The following is a 20,365-nucleotide window of genomic DNA, read 5'->3' as shown; positions in this document are numbered from 1 at the left end:
TGTTTTACAGAAGTTCTATCCAATGCTTAACCGGTGTACTAGTCCCCTTTTGGAGGTGTGTTAGACAACCGATATTTGCGGTAACAATGATTTCGGGAGCTTCTTTTAAAAGCGACTGAATCTTGTTGTCTCTAAGTTGATAAGATAATTTTTTCTGAAAGATAGAATACGTTCCTGCAGACCCGCAGCAAAGGTGGGCATCCTTGACTGGACTTAATGCAAAGCCTAAATCTGTTAACAGTGCTTCTACCCGACCTGGCAGTTTTTGGCCATGTTGCAATGTGCAGGGAGACTGGAAAACAATCTTTTGATTGCTCTCTTTTTTAAATTGAGATAAGTCCTGACTTAGTAGAAATTCAGAAATATCGTAGGTATGTTCTACAATGCGTTCGGCTTTTTCAGCATAGTTTTCATCATCTTTTAATAGATGCGCATAATCCTTAATCATCACACCACAACCGCTGGCGTTCGAGATGATGGCTTCGACGCCTTGATCGAGTTGTGCTGCCCAAGCATCAATGTTTTGCTTGATTTGCTCTAGTGCAGCGCCTTCACCAGATAGATGGTGGTTGATCGCACCACAGCATTGAGATTGTGGTGTCTCGATGACGTTGTAGCCGAGTTTATAAAGCACGCTCTTGGAGGATAGGTTGATATTAGGAGCCAAAGTGGGTTGCACGCACCCGGCAATCAATAACACGCTCTTAGTAGTATGAAGAACATCTTTTTGTGATTCTGTTTGCAGTTTGAGCTTTTTGTTTACGCCATGGTGTTTATTCCAAGGGGTTAGCGCAATCAGAAAATTAAACAGCTTTGGTGAGGTGAGCAAAGAGCGTAATGCAAAGCGGGCAACGCGCTGATGCCATGCGCGAGGGCTTTGCTGTTCCATGATTTTGCGGCCAATGTCCAACAAGTGCCCGTACTCTACGCCAGAGGGACAAGTTGTCTCACATGAACGACAGGTAAGGCATCTATCCAAATGCTTCAGTGAGTTTTCAGAAGTGACATTGCCTTCTAAGGTTTGTTTAATGAGGTAGATTCTTCCACGAGGAGAGTCGAGCTCATCACCAAGAATTCCATAAGTTGGGCAAGCAGAAAGGCAGAAGCCACAGTGTACACACGCCCTTAAAATGTTATCTGCAGTTTGTGTTTCTGAAGGGGAAAGTAAGTCTTTAACAAGTTCTGTTTTCATAGCGTTAGTAGAAAATTTCGTAAGGATCAAACACTGACTTTAACCCCCGTTTTATGTCAGTGATTTTTGTATGTGAGTCAAATGATGGACGTCTTGTCTTTTCGTGCAGGTTCCATAAATCAACATGAGAAACATCAGGCTTGTTTTCACTAACAACCCAACGTCTTGCACCCACCTGATCGATTAATAACGTGTTATGAATTGGTGGATGCATGGAGTCGACGCTGACGCGCCATAATTTTTGCTTGCCACTAATCTCCGGCCTAAAAGGGTTCATTTTATGCCAAATATAATTGTCTTCCGGCATGGCTGATTGAGGTGGATGAACGCCAATCAATCGATAGTAGAGCTTACCTTGATAGTACGCGCAACCGGAAATCGGCAGAGCTGTGCCTGCCATTTCATTCATTTTGATAATGGCATCCGCTTGTCCCATTTCAATGGAGTAAGTCTTCTCTTCCATGAGTGGAAGGACTTTTAAACTGATTTCAGTAACAAGACCGAACAGTCCTTTTGAACCTACCAGTAAGCGAGCAACGTCATAGCCTGCGACATTTTTAATCATCTGGCCGCCAAACGTCAGTTGTTGACCTTGTCCGTCAATCATTTTGATGCCAAGTACGAAGTCTCGCAAAGCACCGAAAAACGGTTGCGAGGGCCCGGATAAACCACAGGCATAATTACCGCCAATGGTGGAGTCACCGTAGTCAGGCGTGTCAAAAGCCAACATTTGATTGTGTTCGGAAAGTTCCTGTTTCAAGTCTGAAATTTTAGTTCCCGCCTTTACCGTTACGACTAGTTCGGCAGGGTCGTAGCCGGTAATGCCCGCATAGCCACTCATATCCAAAGCCTGGTGTTCATGGTTTAAAGCAACTTTGCTTTGATTGCCTATAATTTGCAAGCGGCGCTTTTCATGTAAAGCCTGTTTTATCTGTTCTTGGAAGTGTGTCAATGGCATTAAAAACGCTCCAAGTGCGCAAAAGGCAGTTGGCCGTTATGAACGTGCATGTGGCCGAGTTCTGCGCACCTATGCAAGGTTGGTACTGCTTTACCTGGGTTTAACAGGTTTTCCGGGTCAAAAACACGTTTTATCTTATGAAAGATTTCGATTTCAGGTGCTGAGAATTGTTGGCACATAGAGTCCAGTTTTTCCACGCCAACACCGTGTTCTCCAGTGATTGTGCCACCCACATCAATGCAAAGTTTTAAGATTTCGGCACCAAATAATTCTGTTTTTTTGAGTTCGCCCGGAATTTGTGCATCGTATAGGATTAAAGGATGCAAATTGCCATCCCCAGCATGGAAAACATTGGCGACTTTCAGTTCATAATATTTTGACATCCTTTCAATTTCATCCAATACATGAGCCAATTGATTTCTTGGGATGGTGCCATCCATACAGTAATAATCAGGAGAAAGACGCCCCACTGCAGGGAAGGCATTTTTACGGCCCTGCCATAGTGCAATTCGTTCTTCATCATTGCGGGACAGCTTTAACATATAAGCGCCGTTTTCTTTCAAAACTCTTGATACAGTTTCCGTGTCAGCTTCGACTTGATATTGGTTGCCGTCAACTTCACATAAAAGTAGTGCAGCGGCTTCAAGAGGGTAGCCGACATGTGCAAATGCCTCAGCGGCTTCAATGGAGAATTTATCCATCATTTCCAAGCCAGCAGGGATGATGCCCGACTTCAGAATATTGGTCACAGCATTGGCGCAATCGCTGACTTTTTCAAAAGCCGCCATGATCAGTTGAGAAGCATCAGGTTTGGGGAGTAGCTTGACTTTGATTTCGACAATAACGCCAAGAAGCCCTTCAGAACCATTCAGTAATGCTAAAAGATCGACACCATCATCACGATAGTCCAGCACCAACTCTTCACCATCAATAGTGATGACTTTGATGGCAAGGACATTGTGCACGGTCAAACCGTATTTTAAGCAGTGAACGCCTCCTGAGTTTTCCGCAACATTTCCACCAATGGAACAAGCCACCTGAGAAGAAGGGTCTGGAGCATAGTAGAGATTGTATGGGGTAGCTTCCTGCGAAATAGTGATGTTTCGTACCCCAGGTTCAACCACTGCTGTTCTGGCTAAAGGGTCGATTTCCAGAATGCGGCTCATTTTGCTTAAGCCTAAAACCACCCCATTCTTTAAAGGGAGTGATCCGCCAGATAGTCCTGTACCGGATCCACGAGTAATAATGGGGGTGCTATGCTTTCTGCAAATAGCTAAAGTCTGCTTCACTTGCTCAATATTGGCAGGGAGAACAACGGCGAGCGGCTTTTCTCTATAAGCCGATAGTCCGTCACATTCAAACGGTGCTTTTTGCTCATCATCAACGATGACTTGGTCTCGTGGTAAGCGGTGTAATAATTCTTGAACAACATTCATTTTTCCAATTATAATTGACCTAGATCAATTTTTTAAACACATTTTTATAGGAATTTGGTTTTATGCAGTCATTTAACCCCCCTGTTCGTACGTTGATGGGGCCTGGCCCATCTGATGTTCATCCACGTATTTTGTCAGCTATGGCAAGACCAACTATTGGGCATTTAGATCCAGCATTTGTTGGCATGATGGATGAAGTTAAAGCTATGCTGAAATATGCGTTTCAAACTGAAAATGCCATGACGATGCCTGTGTCCGCTCCTGGTTCTGCAGGTATGGAAACTTGTTTTGCTAACTTGGTTGAGCCAGGCGATAAAGTGGTGGTATGTATCAACGGCGTTTTCGGTATGCGTATGAAAGAAAACGTTGAGAGAGTTGGCGGTGTATGCGTCGAAGTACATGATGACTGGGGTAAGGCAGTTTCACCTGAAAAAGTAGAAGAAACGCTAGCGGCAAATGCAGATGCGAAAATTTTGGCGTTTGTCCATGCCGAAACTTCTACGGGTGCATGTTCAGATGCAAAAGCACTATGTGAAATCGCACGTAAGCATGATTGTTTGACGATTGTCGATGCAGTAACTTCTCTTGGGGGAGTGGAGTTGCGTGTTGATGAGTGGGGTATTGATGCCATTTATTCCGGTACACAAAAGTGTTTATCTTGTACGCCGGGGTTGTCTCCAGTTAGTTTTAGTGAGAAGGCTTTAGATAAGGTTCGTAATCGTAAAACTAAGGTTCAAAGTTGGTTTTTAGACCTAAATCTTGTCATGGGATATTGGGGGCAAGGTGCTAAACGTGCCTATCACCACACGGCACCAATCAATGCACTTTACGCTTTGCATGAATCATTGGTCATGTTGCATGAAGAAGGTTTGGAGAATGCTTGGGCGAGACATAAGTCTATGCACGATAAGCTTAAAGCCGGCCTGGAAGAAATGGGAATTGGGTTTGTTGTAGATGAAGATGTTCGGTTGCCGCAATTGAATTCTGTTTGGATTCCTGATGGTGTTGATGATGCCGCAGTGCGCTCTGAACTGCTAAATACCTATAACTTGGAAATCGGCGCTGGATTAGGCGATTTTGCTGGGAAAGTTTGGCGTATTGGTTTGATGGGCTTCTCTGCAAAAGAAGAGAATGTCTTATTCTGTTTGTCCGCACTGAAAAAAGTTCTCAATAAATAAGCCTCAAAGCGGTTTGCCCATGTTCGGTAAGCCGCTCTTTTCCTTTTTGCCTCTCTAAATTTAAAATAGTTCTTTATCGTTGAACAATAATAATTGATGCTTCGTACTTATCGGAAGTGATAAGATAATTTTATTTTAATGTTTGTTTCATTCGAGTATGTCCAATAGCGAGTTCTTCATCGGGCGTCAGCCGATTATGAATAGAGAAAGCAACCTTTATGGTTATGAGTTGCTTTTCCGTGGTGGTTTCGACCCAAATGAAGCCGTGTTTGATTCAGGCCAAGAAGCGACTGCTGCAGTTATTCATAATTCTATGATGGGGCTAGGTCTTGAAAATATCGTTGGTCAACATCAAGCATTCATCAATTTCCCCGAAAGTTTTTTCCTAAGTACCGAAACCCCCTGTTTTTCTCCTGACAATATTGTGGTTGATGTGTTGGAAGATGTTCCGCCAACCGAAGAAGTTATCGCAGGAATCAAAGTATTAAAAGAGCAAGGCTACATGATTGCGCTGGATGACTTTGTATTCAAGAAACGCTTGGTTCCATTGATACAGCTGGCTGATATAATCAAATTTGATGTTCAGTACGTTAAGCCCGAAAACATTCCCGCTCTATTTACGAAAGTGAAGCAAATCACCAATGTGAAGATCATTGCCGAAAGGGTTGAAACTAAAGAAATGTTTGAAGTCTGTAAACAGGCTGGTGCGGATTATTTTCAAGGGTATTACTTTGCAAAACCTGAGGTAATTTCGGGTAAGCAACTTAACGTTGGTCGGCATAATTTGATTTTGCTTTTGGAAAAAATTTCGGACGAAAATTTACATATTGAGCAATTGATCGAGATTGTTGAGCGAGATGTTGGGTTGACGCATAAACTCATGAAAATGGCGGAACAGTATCGTTCGCTCACTATGCCGGAATTTTCATCTTTACGCGATGTCATGATGCTTTTCGGGTTAAAGCGAGTACAGTCATGGGCAACCCTAGTGTCAATGTCGATATTGGACGATATTGTGCCGGAGATTTTCAATCTTGCGAGAACCCGCGCGGTATTTATGCGAAGCCTTGCACAACATGAAGGCCGCGGAGCGGTAGACTCTTATTACTTGGCAGGTCTATTTTCGATGTTGGATGTTATCTTACAGCAGGAAATGGAAGATGCTCTAAAGCAGTTGCCAATCAATGAAGAGATCAAGCACGGTATCTGTAAGGGCGCTAATTCCTATGGTGAACTTCTAACCATTGCTAAGCAGTTTGAATCCGCTAGCGATCATAGTATTAATTCAGATCACGTTAAGCTTTACATGAAAGCATTGTCGGAAGTCAATGAAATGAGGTTCTAGCAAGATGAATGTGTTTGCTAAAACGGAATTTAGGATTCGCTTGCTGTTTGCCATCTACCTGTCTTTTCTTGCGTTCTTTTCTGCACTTTCATTGATACACCAAAAATATGCTAATGCCGCTGTCTTGGTGGTTTTTTTCTTTATTTTGATTGGTTTGATTTATGCCATAGACAAAAAAGGATTAACCCTTGGTATAAAGCTTAGTTTTACCTTAATTACCTTACCTTTTCTCGTGTACTTATCTATAGATGGGGGGCTCCAAAACACCGCGTATTTGTGGAGTATTCCGATTTTTATTTCAATACTTCATGTTGCCGGCTTCTTTATCGGGTTTATAGCATCGGTTCTGTATTTGTTACTAATCTTGTTTCTGGCAACTTCCGGGTATATTCACTACTTCATTCCAGACAGGTTTTATGCGGTCGCGCTAGCAGTAATCCTGTTGTCTAGTATTCATGAATATCTGATTCACAGACAAAGTTCCGAACTGACCAGAAACATGGAAGCGAAAAAGAAACAAAGTGAAACCGACTCCTTAACAGGGTTATTAAATCGCCGTTTTATTGATGAGAAGATTGCCTCTTGGGCACGAGATACGGATATTGGCAAAAAAGCGTTAATGATTGTGGATATAGACCATTTTAAGAACGTCAACGACAAGTTAGGGCATGTTGAGGGAGATCGTGTGCTGGAAGAAGTAGCCAAGGCCATTTCATCGGTAGTGCGCCCGAATGATTTAATTGGTCGATGGGGAGGAGATGAGTTTCTTGTGTTTCTGGAAGATGTTAAGGAGTCAGACTTGCGTGCGATATGTGAGAGATTATTGTCCAGAGTCCAAAAAATTAAGTTGAGTCCAACAGAGAGTGTAACGGTTTCGATAGGCGCGGCAACCGCATCCACCGAGTTTCATCGTTTATTTGAAGAAGCTGATCAAGGTTTGTATTTTGCCAAAGAAAATGGCAGAAATCAGTTTTCTGTTAAGGCGTTGTAATCCATTAAAAAATCTGCCAGGTTGGGGGTATAAAAAAGCGGTGTCGATAAAATCGGAACCGCTTTTTTTATGCGTGAGCAGAATGGATTAGACTTTCAAGTAGTCCAGAATCCCTTCAGCGGCGGAGCGTCCTTCTGCGATCGCATGAACGACTAGGCTTGATCCTCTGACCATGTCGCCACCTGAGAATACTTTCTCATTGCTTGTTTGGAATGGGTATTGAGTACTGTCAGCAGCAACGACTGTGTTCCAATCTGTCAGGTTGATACTGAAGTCTTTAAACCAAGCTGGCGGGTTAGGTTGGAAACCGAATGCAACAATAACAGCATCGCAGTCAATCACTTGCTCTGAGCCGTCAACAATTTCTGCGCGACGACGACCGTTTTCATCCGGTTCACCCATGCGAGTCTCTACAACTTTCAAGCCTGCAACTTGACCGTCTTTCTCAACCACTTCAACCGGAGATAAGTTGAACTTGAATTGAACGCCTTCTTCTTTTGCGTTTTTGACTTCAGCGCGTGAACCAGGCATGTTTTCTTCATCACGACGGTAAACGCAGTAAACTTCGCTGGCACCTTGACGGATTGACGTTCTGGTACAGTCCATGGTGGTATCACCACCACCAAGAACAACAACCTTTTTGCCTTTCATCGAGACGAAAGGTTCTGGCTTTTGTTCATAGCCCAATTCGTGTTTCACGTTACCGATTAGGAAGTCCAGTGCTTTGTAAACTTGTGGAAGGTCTTCGCCAGGGAAACGACCGGCCATCGGTTTGTAAGTTCCCATGCCAAGGAAGACAGCATCATAGTTATCCAACAGTTCTTGGAAGGCAATGTCTTTACCAATTTCTGTATTACAACGGAACTCAACGCCCATGCCTTCAAGAATTTTCCGGCGTTTGACAACAATATCTTTGTCCAATTTAAATTGCGGAATACCAAAAGTCAGCAGTCCGCCAATCTCTTGCTCTTTTTCATAGACAACCGGTTTAACACCGTTGCGGATAAGGATGTCCGCACAGCCTAAACCAGCAGGTCCAGAACCAACGATAGCAACCTTTTTATCCGTCATAGCGATGTTAGTCAGGTTTGGTGTCCAACCCATATCTGTGGCAGTGTCAGTGATGTACTTTTCAACCGCGCCAATGGTAACTGCACCGAAGTTAGTGTCTTCTAAAGTACAGGCTTGCTCACAAAGACGGTCCTGAGGGCAGATGCGACCACACATTTCCGGTAGAGAGTTGGTCTTGTGGGATAGCTCTGCGGCTTCAACAACATTCCCTTCAGCTACCAGTTTCAACCAGTTTGGAATGTAGTTATGAACCGGACATGCCCATTCGCAATAGGGGTTCCCGCAGTGAAGGCAACGATCGGCTTGCGCCATAGCGTCATTCAGACTGAACTCGGTATAGATTTCTTGAAAATTCTGCTTGCGCTCCATCGCCTCTTTCTTTGGCGGAAGTTGGCGATCAAGCTCTAAAAATTGTCTAACATTTCCCATTTTCTGTTCAATCCTTATGAATTACGCAGCGGTTTGCACGAACAAGGTGAATAAGTCATCAATGCTGATAGCACGTGATTTAACCAACCAGAAGTTTGGAATCATTTTGCTGAAGTTAGTCAAAACGTCCTGTGCATAAGCACTTCCGGTTTTTTCTGCATATTCCGTAATCAATTCTTTCAAATAAACGCGGTAAGCTTCAGTGGCTTCGGTATCAATGCGAATGGCTTCGACCATTTCCGTGTTCAGGCGATCAGGCAATGTATGGTCTGTGTCTAGGATGAATGCCATCCCGCCAGACATGCCCGCACCAAAGTTAACGCCAACTTCGCCCAAGCTAACCACTGTTCCACCAGTCATGTATTCACAACCGTGGTCCCCTAGACCCTCGACAACTGCAATGGCACCTGAGTTACGAACACCAAAGCGCTCACCGCCTGTACCGTTTGCAAATAGCTTACCGCCAGTTGCGCCATATAAGCAGGTGTTTCCAACAATAGGTGTGACATGTGGGTCGAACGATGAGTTTTGTGGCGGTCTGATGACAATTTCACCACCAGCCATACCTTTACCAACGTAATCGTTAGCATCACCTTCAAGGTGTAGGTTCAAGCCATCGACGTTAAATACACCGAACGATTGGCCTGCAATTCCTGTTAGTTTTAGGGTGATTGGTGAATCTTTCATGCCATCATTGCCATAACGCTCAGCGATCTCACCTGCAACACGGGCACCGATTGAGCGGCCAGTATTAACAAGTTTGAAGTTGAAGATACCCCCATTTTTACCTTCGATTGCAGGCAAAGTGGTTTTGACCATTTCTTCGGCAATATGACCATCATCCCATGGATTGTTTCTTGTGACCTGAACCGTTTGAGGCTTGTCTTCGGGAACACCACCATCTGAGATGAAAGAGCTCAAATCAATATTTTTTTGTTTGGCTGTCAAAGGTTCATCAATGACTTTCAATAGATCAACGCGACCTACCAAATCTTCTAAGCGGGCAACGCCCAACTTAGCCAGCCATTGGCGTGTTTCTTCAGCGACGAAAGTGAAATAGTTCATAACCATTTCAGGCAGTCCGATGAAGTGTTCTTTACGCAAGCGCTCATCCTGTGTTGCAACGCCTACGGCACAAGTGTTCAAGTGACAAATACGTAGGTATTTACAACCCAATGCAATCATCGGTGCGGTTCCGAAACCGAAAGATTCCGCACCAAGGATGGCTGCTTTGACAACATCCAAACCTGTTTTTAGACCACCGTCAGCCTGTAGGATAACTTGACCACGAAGGTCGTTTGCACGCAGTACTTGATGTGCTTCAACCAGACCCATTTCAAATGGGTTACCAGCGTACTTAACAGAGGTTAGCGGGCTTGCCCCAGTTCCACCGTCATAGCCTGAGATGGTAATCAAGTCAGCATAAGCTTTTGCAACACCAGCAGCGATGGTTCCAACACCCGGTTCAGCAACCAGTTTGACGGAAATCAGGGCATTCGGATTAACTTGCTTCAAGTCGAAAATCAGCTGAGCCAAATCTTCAATTGAGTAGATGTCATGGTGAGGTGGTGGTGAAATCAACGTAACACCTTGTACCGAATGACGCAATTTCGCAATCATAGAGTCAACTTTGTGACCTGGTAATTGACCACCTTCACCTGGTTTAGCGCCTTGAGCGACTTTGATCTGTAGTACTTCAGCATTACGCAGGTAGTGTGCAGTTACGCCAAAACGACCTGATGCGATTTGCTTAATTTTAGATACTTTTTCTGTGCCATAACGCGCAGGATCTTCAGCACCTTCACCAGAGTTTGAGCGAGCACCTAGGCGGTTCATTGCAATAGCAAGCGCCTCGTGTGCTTCAGGCGAAAGAGCACCTAAAGAAATCCCTGCTGAATCGAAACGTTTGAAGATGGATTCAATTGGTTCAACTTCTGACAAGTCGATAGATTTGATGTCGTCTTTAAAAGTAATCAAGTCACGAACCGTCATAGCTGGACGCTTGTTAACCAACTCCGCAAACTTGTCGTAATCAGTTTGCGTGCCTTTTTGTACGGCTTCGCGTAGGTAGTTCACCACGTCAGGGTTGTAAGCATGGTATTCACCACCGTGAACATACTTCAACAAACCACCAGGCTGGATGAATTTACGCGGGTTGAATGCTTCCCAAGCCAGCTGTTTGTTGTCAGCTTCGATGTGTTCGAAATTTGTTCCTTCAATACGAGAAGGTGTTCCGGTAAAGCACAGATCAACGATTTCACGAGTTAAACCAACGGCTTCAAATAGTTGTGAACCACGGTATGAAGTGATGGTAGAAATCCCCATTTTTGAAAGGATTTTCATTAAGCCTTTGTTGATACCTTTGCGGTAGTTCTTGATGTAGTCGCTCATAGCTACTTTACTATCAAGTTCTTTCGTGCGAACCATGTCGGCAATACTTTCGTATGCAAGGTAAGGATAAACCGCTGTTGCACCATAGCCGAATAGTACTGCAAAGTGATGTGGATCCCTGGCGGTACCCGTTTCAATGATTAGGTTGGCTTCAGGGCGTAGACCTTCTTTAATCAATCTATGGTGAACGGCACCGGTTGCCATTGCTGAAGGAATGGTCAGTTTACCTTGTACTAGATTCATGTCAGAAAGTACTAGCAGGGTACTGCCAGACTTAACGGCATTAACAGCTTCATCACAAATATCTAGGATAGCTTGTTTTAGGGATGTTGCTTCATTGTCATAATGTAATGAAATGACCTTATGCTGATAGTCCTTATCGCCGAAGTTAATCAACTGTTCCATGATAGATGGAGACAGGATGGGGGATTTCACTTCCAAACGACGTGCATGATCAGCACTCTCGTCAAACATGTTAAGCTCACGACCAAAGCAGGTGTTCAAAGACATAACGATGCTTTCACGCAGTGGATCGATAGGGGGGTTCGTTACCTGAGCAAACATCTGACGGAAGTAGTCAAATACAGAGCGTGCCTTATGCGAGAACACAGGTAGTGGCGCATCATCGCCCATTGAGCCGGTAGCTTCTTGCCCTGCTTCCGCAAGCACGCGAATAACCTGATCTCTTTCCTCGAAAGAAACCTGGAAATATTTTTGATAGATTGCTGTTTGGTCTGCATCCCAGCCGCGAGTTTGATCTTTGCAGTCCAATCTCTCGGTAATGTGCATATAGCCCTTATCCATCCAGTCACGGTAAGGTTTGGCAGCTTTCAATTCATTGTCGATGTCTTGTGGTTTAAGAAGTGTTCCTGACTCCAAATCAACGGCAATGATTTGGCCTGGTTTCAAGCGACCTTTTTCAACAACATCTTCTGGTGCGTAGTTATAAACACCGATTTCAGAAGCAAAAGTAACGTGTCTGTCTTTGGTGATGACATAACGTGTTGGGCGTAGACCATTACGGTCAACACCACAGATAGCGTATTTACCCGTGTTGATAACCATCCCTGCAGGACCATCCCAAGGTTCCATATGCATAGAGTTGTACTCTAGGAACGCTTTAAGATCTGGATCCATGTGAGGCATGTTTTGCCAAGCTGGTGGAATCAATAATCTCAACGCTTGGAAAACTTTCATGTCGCCCATCATCAGAACCTCCAACATGTTGTCCAATGAGTTGGAGTCAGAGCCTGACTGTGCCACTAAAGGTTTTAGTTGAGATAGTTCAGGAATTAATGGTGTTTCAAATTTGCTTTGACGCGCCAATGCCCAGTTGCGGTTTCCTCGAATTGTGTTCAACTCACCATTGTGCGCTAAGAAGCGGAATGGTTGTGCCAGACGCCATTGTGGCAGTGTGTTGGTAGAAAAACGCTGATGGTATGAAATACAAGAAGAGGCAAAACGCTCATCATGTAAATCCAAGTAAAACAAAGGCAGCTCTTTCGGCATGACCAAGCCTTTGTAAGATAACAACTGGCTGTTTAGCGATGCAATGTAGAAAGTAGCATCGTTTGCTTCAATCGCCATTTCAGCTTTGCGGCGAGCAACAAATAGCGCACGGTTGAAGTCAGCTTCAGACATGTCTGAAGGTGCATTGATGAAGATTTGTTCAATGACTGGTTCCATGCCAGCGGCTTGTTCTCCTAGAACTGACGAATTAACAGGAACTTTTCGCCAACCAAGGACATCAAGTCCTTTTTCTTTAAGTAAAGATTCTAGAGTTGCGCGTGCAAAATCTGCTTTGGTTGCATCTTGGTTTAAGAAAACCATACCGCAAGCATAAGTAGCCGCTAGAGTGAAGCCTAGTTTAGAGGCTTCGTCTTGAAGGAACTGATCAGGTTTCTTAATAAGAAGTCCACATCCATCACCAGTACAACAGTCTGCAGCAACACCACCGCGGTGAGTCATGTTTCCAAGTGACTCAATCGCGGTTTTAACTGCCCAATGGCTAGGCTGATCGTCCATTTGGGCGATCATGCCAAAGCCACAGTTCTCTCTTTCAAACTCAGGAGAATATAGACCTTGTAATTGGTTTAACGAATTCATAATCAGTTTCCTGTAATACTATTGTTATAACTTATTGTTATATTTGTATTTTTTCAATTTTTCTTGTTCTTCTCTGGGCTTGAAAAAATAAAAAATGGTGCGAAATTATAAATTGTCTCGCGTTAAATTTCAATGCGGATGCCGAGAAGTCGACTTTGTTTAAAGTCAAAAAAGCACGTTCAGGAGAATTAACGCCTGAACGTGCTTTTAAATCGGTAAAATTCTACGTCGAATTTTAGGGGGTTATTTGAACGAACAAAGTGATTGTCCGGTCATTTCGTCCGGTTGACCAATGCCCATCATGTCGAACAGGGTAGGAATGACATCACACAATGCGCCACCTGGTTTTAGTGTGCATGAGCGTTCACCATAATAAACCATATCAACCGGGAAGGTTGTATGAGAAGTAAGAGGTTTGCCTTTTTCTTCGTCAAACAACAATTCAAGGTTTCCGTGGTCAGCGGTAATGATTGCTTCGCCACCGACTTCTTTTAGTGCCTTAAGGATTTCCCCTAATGCTTCGTCGACTGCTTCGGCTGCTTTGATGCAAGCTTCCATTACCCCAGTGTGCCCAACCATGTCTGGGTTGGCGATGTTGCAGATAAAGGTGTCATATTCTCCAGAGTGAATGGCTTGAATTAGCTTTGCCTTCACTTCCGGTAGACTCATTTCAGGTTGCAGGTCATAGGTTGCAACCTTTGGCGAGTTGATCAGGATGCGGTGCTCATCTCTGTTTGGTTCTTCCACACCACCATTGAAGAAGAAGGTGACATGGGCGTACTTTTCCGTTTCGGCAATGCGTAGTTGCTTAAGGCCTTTTTTGGCAACGTATTCACCATAGGTGTTGCGAAGTTTTGTTGGGCGGTAAGCAATCAGGGCGCCGAACTTTTCAAAGTTCTTTTTGTATTCCGTTAGGGTGACGAAAGCTGATAAAACCGGTGTTTTGCAACGGTGAAAATCTTCAAAGTCGTCAAAAATAAACGCTTTGGTTAGTTGTCTAGCGCGGTCAGAGCGGAAGTTCATGAAAATGATTGAGTCACCATCCTGAACTTGCGTTTTTGAACCATCTTCAAGTGCAATATGGGTCGCTTGGATGAACTCATCATTCTCGCCACGTGCGTAAGCTGCTTCCACTGCTTCGGTAGCTGAAGCGTATTCAAACTCGCTGATACCGCAAGTGATTACGTCATAAGTTTTGTGTACGCGATCCCAGCGGTTATCTCTGTCCAAAGCGTAGTAACGTCCTGTAATCGAGGCAATACGTCCGCCACCGATTTCTGACATAAAGGCTTCAATGTCTTCGATGTATTGAAGTGCGCTTTGTGGAGATGTGTCGCGACCATCGGTAAAAGCGTGCAGTACAACATTGGCGCCACGGTCGTGAGCCATTTTGATCGCGGCTTTAATGTGATTGATGTGCGAATGAACGCCACCATCAGACAGTAGGCCAAGGATGTGAACAGTACGATCACGGTCAATGGCAGAATCAATCGCTTTTAGCAGTGCGTTGTTTTCAAAGAAACGGCCATCATCAATATCTTTCTGGATGCGAGTCAACTCTTGGTAGACCACGCGACCAGCGCCAAGGTTCATGTGTCCAACTTCAGAATTCCCCATTTGACCTTCTGGCAAACCAACAGCAAACCCTGAAGTATTGATTTGGGTGTGAGGGAATTTGGAAAGCAAGCCATCCCAATTGGGAGTGTGTGCTTGAGCAATCGCGTTGTATTTTGTTTCTTCGCGATGTCCCCATCCATCCAAAATAATTAATCCGGTTGGTCGGTGTTTTAAGTTTACAGTTTCAGTCATGGTATTTTCCGTCGAAAAAAGAGGGTTGTGCTTGAATTTAATGAATTTAGTTAAAAACAGTAAATAGACGTTTATTGTAACGAGTTTCATTGTTAAAATCATTAGCTTTGAAATGAATCATTTGTTAAAGGAACTTAGATGTTTATTGAGTTTGTGCACGAACAGCTGTTTTTGTTTATCGCATTGGCGGTCATTGTGATAATGCTTGGCTACAGCTATTTTGGCGATAAGATGTCCGGTTATAAGTCTGTGAATGCCGATGAGGCGGTTAGGCTATATAACAATGGTGCTTGGGTTTTGGACGTGCGCACGGATGGAGAATATAAAGGTGGATTTATCGGTGAAGCTGAGAATATCTCATCAACCGATATTTCTAAGAGACTCTCAAGTTTAGAGTCTCATAAAGCTGATGATATTTTGATTTACTGTCAATCAGGCGCACGTTCCGCAAGTGTTGCCAGAATGTTGGTTAAGCAGGGCTTTACCAAGGTTCATAACTTAAGTGGCGGTATTATGTCCTGGAAAAGTGCTGGGCTCCCGGTCAATAAGCAAGTATCCAGAAAACAGTTAAAAAAAAACAACAGAAAGGAGGGCGTGTAATGTCGGAAAAAGCGATGCCGGAAATTACGATTTACCTAACGTCAACCTGTCCATACTGTAATATGGCGAAAAACTTATTGAACGGTAAAGGCCTGTCGTATAACGAAATCAACGTTGGCGGTGATTCTGCTCTTTGGGCCGCAATGCAAGAGAAGAGTGGTCGCAACACTGTTCCACAAGTTTTCATCGGAGAGCATCATGTGGGTGGGTTTGATGACTTGTCTGCCGCAGATCGTTCTGGTGAGTTGGATAAAATCCTTGCTGAAAATGCTTAAGTAAAAGAATAGGAAATAGAGTTTACATGTCTGAAAATAATCAAACTGAAGTGCAACAGCATTTTCAAATCCAAAAAATTTACACGAAAAACATCTCTTTTGAATCACCAAAAACCCCTGAAGTTTTTCTTCAAGAGTTTCAGCCTAAACTTGACGTTGACTTAAATGTTGAAACGGATGTTTTGGAAGAAGGAACTTATCATGTGTTGATTCGTGTGACTGCGACTACCATGATTGAGGATGCAACGGCATTTTTATGTGAAGTTGAGCAAGCCGGTATTTTTACGCTAGAAGGCTTCAACGAACAAGAGATTCAATACTTGTTGGCTTCTCAGTGTCCGGCGGCGTTATTCCCTTATGCGCGTGAAACCATTTCAAGTTTGGTCGCAAAAGGTGGCTTTCCGCAGTTGGTTTTGGAACCAGTTAATTTCGATGCGATGTTTGCAAGTCATTTAGAGCAAGAAGCTCAAGGGACGCAACAATAATTTGGTGAAAGGTGTTTCACTAAAGTCGGTTTTGAATAGTTGAGCGCGGGTTTTATGTCACAAAAAGAAGTGCAAAACGTCGTTGTTCTCGGTGCGGGTGCTTGGGGAACGGCCTTGGCTATTCACTTGTCTCGTTCAGGGCAATCGGTATCTCTTTGGGCGCACAGTGAGGTGCACACTCAAAGCTTGATGCAAGAGCGCAAAAACCAAAAATATTTACCTCAAGTTCATTTTCCAGATAGCCTTCGGGTGGTAAGTGACCTCGCTTCCAGTCTTGAAAGCGCGGATGCCATTTTGGTGGTGGTGCCAAGCCATGTCTTTCGTCAGGCGTTAAGCCAAGTCTCGGATATGGTTGATGTTTCCAAGAAGCATATTGCCTGGGCGACCAAAGGGTTTGAGCCGGAAAGTAAGAAGCTGTTGCATGAGATTGCAAGGCAGGAGTTGTGTAAGGATTGTCATTACACTGTGCTTTCAGGACCTACCTTTGCTGCGGAAGTGGCAAAAGGGTTGCCTACTGCAATGGTGAGTGCTTCAACTGATGAACAGGAAGCTGCTTATTGGGCGAGTTTGTTTCATCATGATGCCTTTCGTATGTATACCCAGGGCGATATTGCCGGTGTTGAAGTCGGTGGTGCTTACAAAAACATCATGGCAATCGCTACCGGTGTTAGTGATGGTTTGCACTTAGGGGCAAATGCTCGCGCGGCGATTATTTCCAGAGGCATGGCGGAGATGATGCGTTTTGCCGGATTGTACGGTGCGACACCAGAAACGCTAATGGGGCTTGCTGGGCTTGGCGACTTGGTGTTGACTTGTACTGATAATTTGTCTCGCAACCGTCAGTTTGGTTTGAAGTTGGCGTCGCCAAAGCAAACTTCTGAAAGTGCACAGCAGGAAATCGGGCAGGTGGTAGAAGGCGTTAAAGCCGTGAGAGTGGTTAAGGCCATTGCTGATGAAAAAGGACTGGATCTTCCCATTGCTGAGCAGGTGTATCAATTGGTAGAGGGTAATATTACCGCCAAGGAAGCGGCTGAGCATTTGTTGGCAAGAGAGTTAAAGGCTGAGTCTTAAAGCACTCAAGACTTGAAGTGACTAAAATCTGCCAGGTTGGGGGTATGTGTTCTGTACCCAACCTGGCAGATTTTTGTTTTTTGAAATGTCTATTTTGGCATGCTGAAGCCAAGTTGGCGCCATGCCTCATAGGCCATGACTGAAACGGCATTGGCGAGATTCAGGCTGCGGCCGCCCGGAATCATGGGGATGGTCAAGCGCTGTTCTTCAGGTAAGCTGGTGATGACATCCATAGGTAAGCCTCTGCTTTCAGGGCCAAACAAAAAAGCATCTTCGTCAGCAAACGTAGGTTCGGTATAATAGCGAGTCGTTTTGGTGGTTAAGGCGAAAACGCGGTTGGGTTGCACGGTGCGGATGCAGTCTTCGAGCGATTCATGCTCATGAAGATTGGCAAGCTCATGGTAGTCAAGTCCAGCACGACGTACCTTTTTTTCGCTTAAGTCGAAGGCGTAAGGTTTGATGAGGTGAAGATGCGCGCCCATATTTGCGCTCAAACGAATTAACGCCCCAGTGTTTTGTGGAATTTCCGGTTCATACAAGATGATGTGAATCATAGGTAACTGTTTTTTAGGATCGAGAGTTGATGGATTTATCGGTAAATTTGTGCGGCATTCATTTTAATAATCCGGTGGGTATGGCCTCCGGGAATGCTGGCTACGGCATAGAATACCAGTCTGTTTCCGGTTTTTCCAATAGAGATGTGGGGGCGGTGTTTTTAAAGGGAACCACTTTGGAGCCTAAGTTGGGCAATAAGCCTGAAAGGGTGATGGAATCTCCTTGTGGTTTGCTCAACTCAATCGGCCTGCAAAACCCTGGTGCTAAAGCCGTTATTGAACAATATTTGCCGAAGCTGAATTTGGATGAGTCGAGATTCATTATTAATGTGTCTGGTTCGTCTATTGAGGAATATGCAGAAGTAGTGCGTTTGTTCGATCAAACGGATTTGCCGGCGATAGAAGTAAACATTTCCTGTCCGAACGTGAAAAAAGGTGGTGCTGCTTTTGGTAATGATCCTGATATGGCGGCAAAGGTGGTTGAAGCTTGTCGTGCCAACACGACGAAACCGTTGATTGTAAAGTTATCGCCGAATCAGACGGATATTGCTGAAGGTGCAAGGCGTGTTATTGATGCGGGTGCCGACATGTTGTCTGCGATCAATACCTTGATGGGGATGCAAATAGACATTCATACAGCTAAGCCGACGTTGGGCAATAACCAAGGCGGTCTTTCCGGTCCGGCGGTCAAGCCTGTTGCCTTGCTTAAGGTTCATCAAGTTTATCAAGTTGCAAAACAGTATAATGTGCCGATTATTGGATTGGGTGGCATTGCCTCCGCTGAAGATGCGATTGAGTTTTTCTTGGCAGGTGCATCCATGGTCGCGATTGGAACGGCCATGGCAAAAGATCCTTTGTTGGTGAAAAAAGTAAACAAAGGTATTGCTCGTTATATGCAGCAGCATGGATATGCAAGCGTATCGGATATGACAGGTAAGTTGGCGTTGAACACCGATACCGTCCTGTGTGGTTAAGAATTTTTAGTATTTAATAAAGTAAAGAAATGAAGTCAGTAGAAGAACAGTTAGCCGTCATCAAGCGTGGCGCAGAAGAAATTTTGGTTGAAAAAGAACTGATTGAGAAGTTGGAATCAGGCAAGTCTTTGCGAGTCAAAGCCGGGTTTGATCCGACAGCACCTGATTTGCACTTGGGTCATACCGTGCTAATTAACAAGCTTAAGCAGTTTCAGGACTTAGGGCACGAAGTGTTGTTCTTGATTGGTGATTTCACTGCGATGATTGGTGATCCTACCGGTAAAAGTGCGACGCGTCCGCCACTATCGCCTGAAGATATTGAGAAGAACGCCGAGACTTATAAAGAGCAGGTCTTTAAAATTCTTGATCCAGCAAAAACGACGGTCATGTTCAATTCCGAGTGGATGGGGCAAATGACAGCGGCAGATATGATTAAGTTGGCAGCCACACAAACCGTTGCGCGTATGTTGGAACGTAATGACTTTGAAGATCGCTACAAGTCTGGAACGCCGATTGCCATCCACGAGTTTTTATATCCATTGGTGCAAGGTTATGACTCCGTGGCGATGGATGCTGATATCGAGTTGGGTGGAACGGATCAGAAGTTCAACTTACTGATGGGGCGTACGCTGCAATCTCATTTTGGCAAAAAGCCGCAGTGCACTCTAACGATGCCAATCCTTGAAGGGTTGGATGGCGTGCAAAAGATGTCTAAATCGTTAGGTAACTATATAGGTATTAAAGACGAACCGAACGATATGTTTGGAAAAGTCATGTCTGTGTCAGATGATTTGATGTGGCGCTATTATGAGTTGTTATCTTTCTTGTCCTTGGAAGAGATAGAAGAGCTGAAATTTTCTGTTGAGAATGGTGAAAACCCAAGAAACATCAAAATTAAATTAGCGCTTGAATTGATTGAACGTTTCCATTCTGCTGAAGCGGCGCAATCTGCACTAAAAGACTTCGAAACCAAGTTCTCGAAAAATGCAATTCCAGACGAAATGCCGGAGTTTACATTTAATGAAGCAATGCCTTTAGCGAACTTATTAAAAGAAGCCGGTCTGGTTGGTTCGACTTCAGATGCGCACCGTATGATTAAACAGGGAGCCGTTAAGTTGAACGGCGAAAAGATCGAAGATGGTCGTGTGACGGTTGAAGCTTGTGAAAAGCAAGTCTATCAAGTTGGTAAGCGTAAGTTTGCACGAGTGACGATTAACTGTTAAAAATCTACCAGGTTGGGTCTCTATTAAAAACGTCCTTTTGGGCGTTTTTTCGTATCCAAGAAATGTAAGTTGTTGATAGTTTGGATATTGTGATAAAAAGTGTAAAAAAAGTGTAAAAAAGTTAGGGGTAGGGCTTGCAAAGATTTTCAGAGTGATTAGAATACGCATCTCTTTCACAGGCTCTGTGAGAGAAGTTAAAAACCGATTGAGATTTTAGAAGTTTGAATCGGAAGTTTTTTGAAAAGTTCGAGTTAAAAATTTTTCAAAAAACGAAAAA

Annotated in this window: 16 protein-coding genes; 9 read left to right on the top strand and 7 right to left on the bottom strand. The window is 44.1% G+C overall.

What is annotated here, in order from left to right; all coding sequences use genetic code 11:
* Positions 1-4 precede the first annotated feature (4 nt).
* From glcF to F8R13_RS04400, 3 genes are read right to left on the bottom strand one after another with little or no spacing between them, the layout of a single operon-like run.
* Positions 5-1,192, bottom strand: a complete 1,188-nt coding sequence (glcF, locus tag F8R13_RS04410; RefSeq protein ID WP_152832135.1) for a glycolate oxidase subunit GlcF — start codon at positions 1,190-1,192, stop codon at positions 5-7.
* 4 nt (positions 1,193-1,196) lie between these two features.
* Positions 1,197-2,150: an FAD-binding protein gene (locus tag F8R13_RS04405; RefSeq protein WP_152832134.1), complete on the bottom strand. Its 954-nt coding sequence runs from the start codon at positions 2,148-2,150 to the stop codon at positions 1,197-1,199.
* Positions 2,150-3,586: an FAD-linked oxidase C-terminal domain-containing protein gene (locus F8R13_RS04400; RefSeq protein WP_152832133.1), complete on the bottom strand. Its 1,437-nt coding sequence runs from the start codon at positions 3,584-3,586 to the stop codon at positions 2,150-2,152. The genes F8R13_RS04405 and F8R13_RS04400 overlap by 1 nt, the downstream gene beginning before the upstream one ends.
* A gap of 62 nt (positions 3,587-3,648) precedes the next feature.
* On the opposite strand from F8R13_RS04400, the gene F8R13_RS04395 reads away from it, so the two are divergent.
* From F8R13_RS04395 to F8R13_RS04385, 3 genes are all read left to right on the top strand, one after another.
* Positions 3,649-4,764, top strand: a complete 1,116-nt coding sequence (locus tag F8R13_RS04395; RefSeq protein ID WP_152832132.1) for an alanine--glyoxylate aminotransferase family protein — start codon at positions 3,649-3,651, stop codon at positions 4,762-4,764.
* Between the two features lie 196 nt (positions 4,765-4,960).
* Positions 4,961-6,109: an EAL and HDOD domain-containing protein gene (locus tag F8R13_RS04390; RefSeq protein WP_253806347.1), complete on the top strand. Its 1,149-nt coding sequence runs from the start codon at positions 4,961-4,963 to the stop codon at positions 6,107-6,109.
* Positions 6,110-6,113: 4 nt separating this feature from the next.
* Positions 6,114-7,100 (top strand): GGDEF domain-containing protein, encoded by a 987-nt coding sequence (locus F8R13_RS04385; RefSeq protein WP_152832130.1) that lies wholly within the window; start codon positions 6,114-6,116, stop codon positions 7,098-7,100.
* Between the two features lie 87 nt (positions 7,101-7,187).
* Here the strand turns inward: F8R13_RS04385 and F8R13_RS04380 are convergent, their stop codons facing one another.
* From F8R13_RS04380 to gpmI, 3 genes are all read right to left on the bottom strand, one after another.
* The gene (locus tag F8R13_RS04380; RefSeq protein WP_152832129.1) at positions 7,188-8,600 is read right to left on the bottom strand and encodes a glutamate synthase subunit beta; all 1,413 of its coding nucleotides are present in this window, start codon (positions 8,598-8,600) and stop codon (positions 7,188-7,190) included.
* 21 nt (positions 8,601-8,621) lie between these two features.
* A complete protein-coding gene (gene gltB, locus F8R13_RS04375) occupies positions 8,622-13,097 on the bottom strand; it encodes a glutamate synthase large subunit (RefSeq protein WP_152832128.1) in 4,476 nt (1,491 codons plus the stop codon).
* A 243-nt stretch (positions 13,098-13,340) separates the two neighbouring features.
* The gene (gene gpmI, locus F8R13_RS04370; RefSeq protein ID WP_152832127.1) at positions 13,341-14,906 is read right to left on the bottom strand and encodes a 2,3-bisphosphoglycerate-independent phosphoglycerate mutase; all 1,566 of its coding nucleotides are present in this window, start codon (positions 14,904-14,906) and stop codon (positions 13,341-13,343) included.
* 138 nt (positions 14,907-15,044) lie between these two features.
* Here gpmI and F8R13_RS04365 point away from each other — a divergent pair, with 138 nt between their 5' ends.
* From F8R13_RS04365 to F8R13_RS04350, 4 genes are read left to right on the top strand one after another with little or no spacing between them, the layout of a single operon-like run.
* Positions 15,045-15,506: a rhodanese-like domain-containing protein gene (locus tag F8R13_RS04365; RefSeq protein WP_152832126.1), complete on the top strand. Its 462-nt coding sequence runs from the start codon at positions 15,045-15,047 to the stop codon at positions 15,504-15,506.
* Positions 15,506-15,781 carry a glutaredoxin 3 gene (gene grxC, locus F8R13_RS04360; RefSeq protein WP_253806346.1) on the top strand — a complete coding sequence of 92 codons (276 nt, stop codon included), beginning with the start codon at positions 15,506-15,508 and terminating at the stop codon, positions 15,779-15,781. Before F8R13_RS04365 ends, grxC begins: the two co-directional genes overlap by 1 nt.
* A gap of 26 nt (positions 15,782-15,807) precedes the next feature.
* Positions 15,808-16,266 (top strand): protein-export chaperone SecB, encoded by a 459-nt coding sequence (secB, locus tag F8R13_RS04355; protein ID WP_152832125.1) that lies wholly within the window; start codon positions 15,808-15,810, stop codon positions 16,264-16,266.
* A gap of 54 nt (positions 16,267-16,320) precedes the next feature.
* Entirely contained in the window at positions 16,321-17,337 is a 1,017-nt protein-coding gene (locus F8R13_RS04350) for an NAD(P)H-dependent glycerol-3-phosphate dehydrogenase (protein WP_152832124.1), read from the top strand.
* A gap of 89 nt (positions 17,338-17,426) precedes the next feature.
* Here the strand turns inward: F8R13_RS04350 and F8R13_RS04345 are convergent, their stop codons facing one another.
* Positions 17,427-17,891 (bottom strand): tRNA (cytidine(34)-2'-O)-methyltransferase, encoded by a 465-nt coding sequence (locus tag F8R13_RS04345; RefSeq protein ID WP_152832123.1) that lies wholly within the window; start codon positions 17,889-17,891, stop codon positions 17,427-17,429.
* Between the two features lie 26 nt (positions 17,892-17,917).
* On the opposite strand from F8R13_RS04345, the gene F8R13_RS04340 reads away from it, so the two are divergent.
* Both F8R13_RS04340 and tyrS read left to right on the top strand, forming a co-directional pair.
* Positions 17,918-18,865 (top strand): dihydroorotate dehydrogenase, encoded by a 948-nt coding sequence (locus F8R13_RS04340; RefSeq protein WP_152832122.1) that lies wholly within the window; start codon positions 17,918-17,920, stop codon positions 18,863-18,865.
* A gap of 29 nt (positions 18,866-18,894) precedes the next feature.
* The gene (gene tyrS / locus F8R13_RS04335) at positions 18,895-20,088 is read left to right on the top strand and encodes a tyrosine--tRNA ligase (protein ID WP_152832121.1); all 1,194 of its coding nucleotides are present in this window, start codon (positions 18,895-18,897) and stop codon (positions 20,086-20,088) included.
* The last annotated feature ends 277 nt before the right edge of the window (positions 20,089-20,365 follow it).

The organism is Hydrogenovibrio sp. JE_KL2 (assembly GCF_009296185.1).
GTDB lineage: Bacteria > Pseudomonadota > Gammaproteobacteria > Thiomicrospirales > Thiomicrospiraceae > Hydrogenovibrio.
This window is presented reverse-complemented; position numbering and strand designations above follow the sequence as displayed.

Bases quoted from the DNA above. Each gene is read 5' to 3' on its own strand.
- glcF (WP_152832135.1), bottom strand. From the start codon at position 1,192: ATGAAAACAGAACTTGTTAAAGACTTACTTTCCCCTTCAGAAACACAA.
- F8R13_RS04405 (WP_152832134.1), bottom strand. From the start codon at position 2,150: ATGCCATTGACACACTTCCAAGAACAGATAAAACAGGCTTTACATGAA.
- F8R13_RS04400 (WP_152832133.1), bottom strand. From the start codon at position 3,586: ATGAATGTTGTTCAAGAATTATTACACCGCTTACCACGAGACCAAGTC.
- F8R13_RS04395 (WP_152832132.1), top strand. From the start codon at position 3,649: ATGCAGTCATTTAACCCCCCTGTTCGTACGTTGATGGGGCCTGGCCCA.
- F8R13_RS04390 (WP_253806347.1), top strand. From the start codon at position 4,961: ATGAATAGAGAAAGCAACCTTTATGGTTATGAGTTGCTTTTCCGTGGT.
- F8R13_RS04385 (WP_152832130.1), top strand. From the start codon at position 6,114: ATGAATGTGTTTGCTAAAACGGAATTTAGGATTCGCTTGCTGTTTGCC.
- F8R13_RS04380 (WP_152832129.1), bottom strand. From the start codon at position 8,600: ATGGGAAATGTTAGACAATTTTTAGAGCTTGATCGCCAACTTCCGCCA.
- gltB (WP_152832128.1), bottom strand. From the start codon at position 13,097: ATGAATTCGTTAAACCAATTACAAGGTCTATATTCTCCTGAGTTTGAA.
- gpmI (WP_152832127.1), bottom strand. From the start codon at position 14,906: ATGACTGAAACTGTAAACTTAAAACACCGACCAACCGGATTAATTATT.
- F8R13_RS04365 (WP_152832126.1), top strand. From the start codon at position 15,045: ATGTTTATTGAGTTTGTGCACGAACAGCTGTTTTTGTTTATCGCATTG.
- grxC (WP_253806346.1), top strand. From the start codon at position 15,506: ATGTCGGAAAAAGCGATGCCGGAAATTACGATTTACCTAACGTCAACC.
- secB (WP_152832125.1), top strand. From the start codon at position 15,808: ATGTCTGAAAATAATCAAACTGAAGTGCAACAGCATTTTCAAATCCAA.
- F8R13_RS04350 (WP_152832124.1), top strand. From the start codon at position 16,321: ATGTCACAAAAAGAAGTGCAAAACGTCGTTGTTCTCGGTGCGGGTGCT.
- F8R13_RS04345 (WP_152832123.1), bottom strand. From the start codon at position 17,891: ATGATTCACATCATCTTGTATGAACCGGAAATTCCACAAAACACTGGG.
- tyrS (WP_152832121.1), top strand. From the start codon at position 18,895: ATGAAGTCAGTAGAAGAACAGTTAGCCGTCATCAAGCGTGGCGCAGAA.